Annotated in this window: 6 protein-coding genes and 1 pseudogene; 5 read left to right on the top strand and 2 right to left on the bottom strand. The window is 64.1% G+C overall.

The window, feature by feature from the left end; translation table 11 throughout:
• Positions 1 to 261: pseudogene (locus AB0H42_RS35385) on the top strand (site-specific integrase); the annotation flags it as partial.
• A gap of 423 nt (positions 262 to 684) precedes the next feature.
• On the opposite strand, the gene AB0H42_RS35380 reads toward AB0H42_RS35385, so the two are convergent.
• Positions 685 to 1,569 carry an alpha/beta fold hydrolase gene (locus AB0H42_RS35380; RefSeq protein WP_357064167.1) on the bottom strand — a complete coding sequence of 295 codons (885 nt, stop codon included), beginning with the start codon at positions 1,567 to 1,569 and terminating at the stop codon, positions 685 to 687.
• Entirely contained in the window at positions 1,569 to 1,691 is a 123-nt protein-coding gene (locus AB0H42_RS35375; RefSeq protein WP_357064165.1) for a hypothetical protein, read from the bottom strand. The genes AB0H42_RS35380 and AB0H42_RS35375 overlap by 1 nt, the downstream gene beginning before the upstream one ends.
• 498 nt (positions 1,692 to 2,189) lie before the next feature.
• On the opposite strand from AB0H42_RS35375, the gene AB0H42_RS35370 reads away from it, so the two are divergent.
• The 4 genes from AB0H42_RS35370 (at position 2,190) to AB0H42_RS35355 (ending at position 5,514) form a co-directional block, all read left to right on the top strand.
• Entirely contained in the window at positions 2,190 to 2,963 is a 774-nt protein-coding gene (locus AB0H42_RS35370) for an ElyC/SanA/YdcF family protein (RefSeq protein WP_357064162.1), read from the top strand.
• Positions 2,927 to 3,157: a hypothetical protein gene (locus AB0H42_RS35365; protein WP_357064160.1), complete on the top strand. Its 231-nt coding sequence runs from the start codon at positions 2,927 to 2,929 to the stop codon at positions 3,155 to 3,157. Before AB0H42_RS35370 ends, AB0H42_RS35365 begins: the two co-directional genes overlap by 37 nt.
• A 410-nt stretch (positions 3,158 to 3,567) precedes the next feature.
• Complete coding sequence (locus tag AB0H42_RS35360) at positions 3,568 to 3,795, top strand: hypothetical protein (RefSeq protein ID WP_357064169.1); 228 nt, start codon at positions 3,568 to 3,570, stop codon at positions 3,793 to 3,795.
• 642 nt (positions 3,796 to 4,437) lie between these two features.
• Entirely contained in the window at positions 4,438 to 5,514 is a 1,077-nt protein-coding gene (locus tag AB0H42_RS35355) for a hypothetical protein (protein ID WP_357064157.1), read from the top strand.
• Positions 5,515 to 5,605 lie beyond the last annotated feature (91 nt).

The following is a 5,605-nucleotide window of genomic DNA, read 5'->3' as shown; positions in this document are numbered from 1 at the left end:
GCCCGGCTGTCCTACGACCAGGCCCGCGACCTACTCGACACCGCCACCACCCTCGACGGACCCGGAACCGGCTGGGACCTCCACGAACTACGCCATTCCGGCCTGACCCACCTCGGAGAATCCGGGGCCAGCCTGCTGGAACTGATGGCCAAGTCCCGACACCGCAAACCCGAGAACCTGCGCCGCTACTTCAAACCGTCCCCACAGGCGATGCGCGAGCTGACCTCGATCCTGGGCCCGGGAGCCGAACGTCGACGCTGACCAGCAGCGACGCCGTATCCGTTGGTTTTTCGGCGGTTACTACCGGAACCCCTGATACCTATCGCCACCAGCAGCTCTCACCGTGATGCAGTGGACACGAGCCATTCGGTGACAGCGTCGAGATCGGTCAGCCGTAGCCCTACTCGTGGGTCTACGCGGTATAGAAAAGCTCGACCGGGATGATGTTCCGACACCCATTCCCTATCTCTGTCGCCGATCTCGTCGTCAATCCAGATGAACGGCCGGCCCTCTTGATCCGTTATTTCCACAGGCTAGCTGCGAAACCTCAGGCGACATCCGGCCATACCAGAACACGCCATCCACTGCTGCGAGTCGCGGTCTTCCGGAGCACGGCGCCTGAGCGTGTATCGATGCCGGCGGTCCCTGCCCGTGGTCTGGTGGATACCGGACTCGATCGGTTCGCTATGCCGGTGGTAGATCTGTCCAGAATTCGGTCGCCAGCGCCGCGAATTCGTCGGCACGTTCGATCTGTGGCACATGCCCGGTGTCGCGGAACAGGTGGGTGCGGGCATGCGGAAGGCGCGTCTGGGCGGCGTCGAGGTGCGCGGCGGGGAAAAGACGGTCTTTGTCGCCCCAGACGATAAGCGTCGGCACGGCGCGCGCGGCCACGACCTCCAGTAGCTCCGTGCGCCAGCCCGCATAGGCGCCCCTGGGGCCACCCAGTGCGGTCACGGTCTCGAGGAGAACCCGCGTCCCATGCGGGCGCCGGGCCAGGCGATATCCGAGCTGGATCCGCTCCTCGGTCACCATGGCGGTGTCGTGGAAGAGGGACTTCTCCAGGCGGCGCGCGGCGCGCGGACTCCACGTGCGCATTATCAGGCGGCCCAGCGGCGGGATCGACAGCATCCGTATCGACAGGGCGGCTTCTCGGCCGAATCCGGCGGGGGCGGCGAGGATCAGCGAGCGAACCCGCCCGGGGGCCTGCGCGGACAGTTGCATGGCGACGGCACCACCCAAGGAGTTGCCCACCAGGTGAGCCGGCTCCGCGATGCCCACGGCGTCGAGGAAGTCCGCGACGAACGCCGCCAGCGCGGGAAGGTTGTGTGGCTCGCTCAGAGGGGCGGATTCTCCGTAGCCGGCCAGATCCACGCTGATGACCCGCAACCCGCGCCCGGTGAGTAACCGGTGCTGTTCGATCCAGTCTTCGAGGCTGCGCCCGATCCCGTGGATCAGCAGCGTGGGGACCCCGGTCCCCTCATCGAGGTAGCGGGCCCGCCGGCCGCGTACGGCGATCTCCTGTGTCCCGGTCGCCCGCAGGCCTTCGGGTGGAGTGGACTCCGGTCGCATCAGGCCCTCACCTCCGCACCGCCGACCGTGGCCCGCTGCCGTGGCTGAAAGCCCATCACCTGGTCCTCGACCAGGTGATGGATGTAGGCCTGCCCGATCTCGTCCTTACTTGGTTTCCACACCCTCACCGACGCACCGTGAGCAGCGATGACAGCTCCCCTTCCCTCCAATCCAACCCGCCTGGTCAGCCGCACGATACGACCACCGCCCGGGGAGACCGAGCAGACACACCGGCCCTGCGAAGCGGATCGACCATCGCCCCCGCCGGGGTGGCACGCACCGGCATCCCGGAATAATGTCCAACAACCCTCGGGGCGGGTTGAGAGGTGTTCACCAATGGGAGTTTCTTGGACGATCTCGACGGGGAGAACATCGCTGACCAGCGATGATGATGAAGGCGAGTGTTCAAGAATGCATCGGTTGATGAACAGATCGTGTGGCGTCGCTCCTCCCGGAGCGAGGACTGAGGCGACGTACGCGACGGGAGGCGGATGTGGGAGGCATCCAGATACGGGGACTCCGCGAGATGCAGAGAAAGAAGGCCGGTACTAGCCTCGACAGGCTGACAGCGGACTCATGGTGGTGCGCGTCGTTTCGGATCATGAGTTTCAAGAGGACGGATGAGTGGCCTGGATCTGCCGGGTGCGAATAACCCGGCGGGGATTGCTCTGGACGCTGCCGGTCGGGTTGCACGCGCGTTGACCACCGGTGTCTCGGACGCGGTCGGCAAACAGCGAGGATTGATCAGCGAGACCCGGGCATCGGCCGGCATGTTTCTCCGTGCGGAACGTGATGCTGCGATACCGATCGATACGTCCGCCCGAGCGTTGATCAGGAACGATCAGGTCTACGGCGGGCGCCGGGAAGATGCCTACACTGCATGGTTCGGGGAGCTCCGCGATCGCGGTGTGGATACGGACCGGGCGATGTCGGGCCTGGGAAAGCTGTGGGATTACCTGCGCTACGACCCGAAATGGGAGATCGATCTGGCACGGAACTACGGCGGAATCATCTTTTTTGGCAGCAAAGACATCGGCGGTGCCTCGGTGATCGCGAACCTGGTCCGCGACTGCGGGTTCGGCGATGTGCCCGTCGTGTTCTCCGGAAGCAACGGCGAAGCAGCCAAATTCCGGCTGGCTGCGGAGAAGATGAAACTCGACCCTCGGCAGATCATCGAGGAACCCAAGGCCGCCAACACGGGTCAGAACGCTGCCTTTTCGGTCCAGCTGCTCGCCGATCACGGCCGCGATATCTCCTCGCTCATCGGGGTGTGTACCCCGTTCCATGCACGCGCCACGGTCATGCAACAGGGCGTTGCCGATGTGAACGCAAGCGTGTGTCGGTCGATCATGTCGCCATGTCCACCCCGGACGTCTCCCTGGAGAACTACATGAAGTACGGCAACCGGCCCGATGCCGATACAGCACCGCATCCGAAATCGATCGTCGCGGTCACTATGGGAGAGATCAAACGCCTCGACGAGTACCCCGCCGAAGGCCACATCGTCCAGCAAAGCATCCCCGGCGAGGTCCGCGACGCCTACAACCGACTCAGTGAAACCTTCCGACCCGCCGAACGCCGATACTGACCACCGCCTTGCGGCCAAGCGAACTGCTCCCTCCCTTGCCGCTCCTGACCGGTGTTCATAAAAAGGCTATTCATAGACGATTGGAGACCAAGGAACATCGTTGAACAGCGATGATTTCTCTCTCGCGTGTCCAGATATGCATCGGTTGATGAACAGCTGTTCGGGCCGCTTCTGTGGACCTTGTACGGCGACTCGGGTTTGTCGTTCTTCCAGCTGTTGTCGCCGCATTTCGAAGCGGCCGGTCCGTTGGTCCACCCTTGACGGGAGGAGCCGAGCGCCCCAGGAATTGGGGGCAATCGATAACGCAGAGATAGACATAATCTGAAACACGCTGTAACGCCATTGCGTCCGCCGAGCATATGTGGATGTAACGATCCGTCCCGACGTGGGACACCGATGATAGGAACACTGTGAGATCCAGCATCAACACCGTCGTCGCCGCCGTTTCCATCGCCGCGGCCGGCGTGGGTGTAGCGGCCGGGACCGCCTCCGCGGCGCCGGTGCAGTTGACCCCAGCGGCACCGGTTACCGATACCGCCCCGGGGACCGGAGCTGCCACCGGATCTGCGGACCAGCTGGCGCAGGTGCTGCAGCTGCTGCAAACCGGGTCCAACTCCGACCCCGGCGGCCCCCTGTGACAGCACCACCCCCGCGCGAACCTTAGTGGACGATCTCGGCGCCGGGACGCCAGCGCGTCCACTTCGCGAGAGCAACCTAGGGCAGCACCCAAATCTGCGCAGCCTCAGGTGACTGGCCGCCAGGCCGCTGAACCCCGGAAAGCTTCCCCGCTTTCCGGGGTTCGGTCTTCCTCTCGGTGGCGCCTCGATCGGGCGCCACAACCTCGCCGGACGACCGCCGCGGCCGAGGAATCCGGGGAGTGGGCCTGGACCGAATCGTTTGCCGAACGGCTGTCCCACCGCAGCGCCGCCTACCGCGACGACGAATAATCCGGACCGGGCGGCGGCTGACCTATCGAGGCACGCAGGCGGGCTCGTCATTCCAGGAAGAATCCGGGTATCGGCGAATTACGCGCGGTCGACCGGTACGGCACGCCGCGCGCTGGAGAGCCGTACTCACACGGCCTGTGAAGAAACGACTACGACACCGCTGTCGAGATTTGCGACCGGACTCCAGTGCGACGTCCATCCGATCGACGCCCGAATCAGCGATCAACCGACTCCTGATTTTCACGACCGAAGCAGTAGGTGCATCGACCGACGTTCGGGGCCGGAGATCGAGCGCGCTACTCAAAGATGGGAAACCGCCGGCAGTACGCGAGGATGGACATCGTGCATGAAGATGACCCGACCGAGGCGTACATGGCCGAGGACCGCAAGAACATGACCGAGCCGGCGCGCGTCTTTCTGGACAGCTGGCTGGCCGGCATGGGAAGTGCGCTGCAGCAGTGGCGCCGTTCCTACCTGCCCGCGGACTTTCCTTTCGACTTCACCCTCGACTCCCTGGACGCGCTGGAACCGATCGTGCTCGCGCGCTGTCCGGACCAGGCCGCCCTCGACATCGAGGACAACGCGGAGTTCACCACCGGCACGGTGCGCTACATCGGTGAAGTCCTGTTGCGTGTCGCACCGACCCGCTGGGGTTACCAGGATCGTGCAGATGACGACCTCAACCCCTACAACCGCACCCCACTCATCCGCTCCAACACCCCGGCAAAATTCACGACAGGTGTGATCCCGCAATTCTACCTGCGTCAGCTGGTCCGAGACCGAGAACCGGGCACCCTGCAGAAATCCGCTGCCCCACTGCTGGCCGCCTGCTGGCAGGCCGAGCGTGCAGACCCACCCGTCACGCGCGACGCAGTCCCGGACTGGTGTGAATTCTTCACACTCGACGAGTATCGCAGGTTCGCCGACGAGGTGGACTCCGCCATGGGGGCCTTCGGTGCCGACGGCCAGGATATCGACAGCGGCACTGTCAGCTTGGCTGCGGGCTATCCGGATCCCGAGATGGAGTATTTCGACATCCAAGGACTGGCCCAACAATGCCGGGCAAGCGATATCGAAGACTGGTCGACTCTCTGCTTCTCCGTGATCGACGATTTCGTCACCGATCAGCCGCAACGGGACTGGCTGACCGGAGTCTCTTTCGCCCAAGCCGAGGATTCGCTGCAACCGTGGCTCGCCGATGAGCCCCAGCTGTTGTTCGAGCCCGGACCCGACGATAGTGAGCAACCCTTCTCGATCCGGCTCGAAGACGGCAGATACCTCCACTTCCTCGCCACGGTCGCGGACCTGGAGGACTTTCCGGAAGTCACGACGTTCGTCCCCAACTCCGCGGTGCGGGCATGGAACATCCCTGTTGAGAAGCTCGTGCAGTGGGGGACTCAACGCCTCTAGTACTCCAGCCGCACTTGGTTATGTTGTGCGGTATGGTCTTTCGTCGTGTCGATCGATGAGAACCTGGCTGCGTGGGTGGCTGGGCTGGATG

The organism is Nocardia sp. NPDC050799, from assembly GCF_040654015.1.
GTDB lineage: Bacteria > Actinomycetota > Actinomycetes > Mycobacteriales > Mycobacteriaceae > Nocardia.
Note: the sequence above shows the minus strand (reverse complement) of the source record. Positions and strands in the feature narration are given on the sequence as shown.

Excerpts from the sequence above, each read along its gene's own strand:
- AB0H42_RS35380 (WP_357064167.1), bottom strand. The coding sequence starts at position 1,569 with ATGCGACCGGAGTCCACTCCACCCGAAGGCCTGCGGGCGACCGGGACA.
- AB0H42_RS35355 (WP_357064157.1), top strand. The coding sequence starts at position 4,438 with ATGGACATCGTGCATGAAGATGACCCGACCGAGGCGTACATGGCCGAG.
- AB0H42_RS35370 (WP_357064162.1), top strand. The coding sequence starts at position 2,190 with ATGAGTGGCCTGGATCTGCCGGGTGCGAATAACCCGGCGGGGATTGCT.
- AB0H42_RS35365 (WP_357064160.1), top strand. The coding sequence starts at position 2,927 with ATGTCCACCCCGGACGTCTCCCTGGAGAACTACATGAAGTACGGCAAC.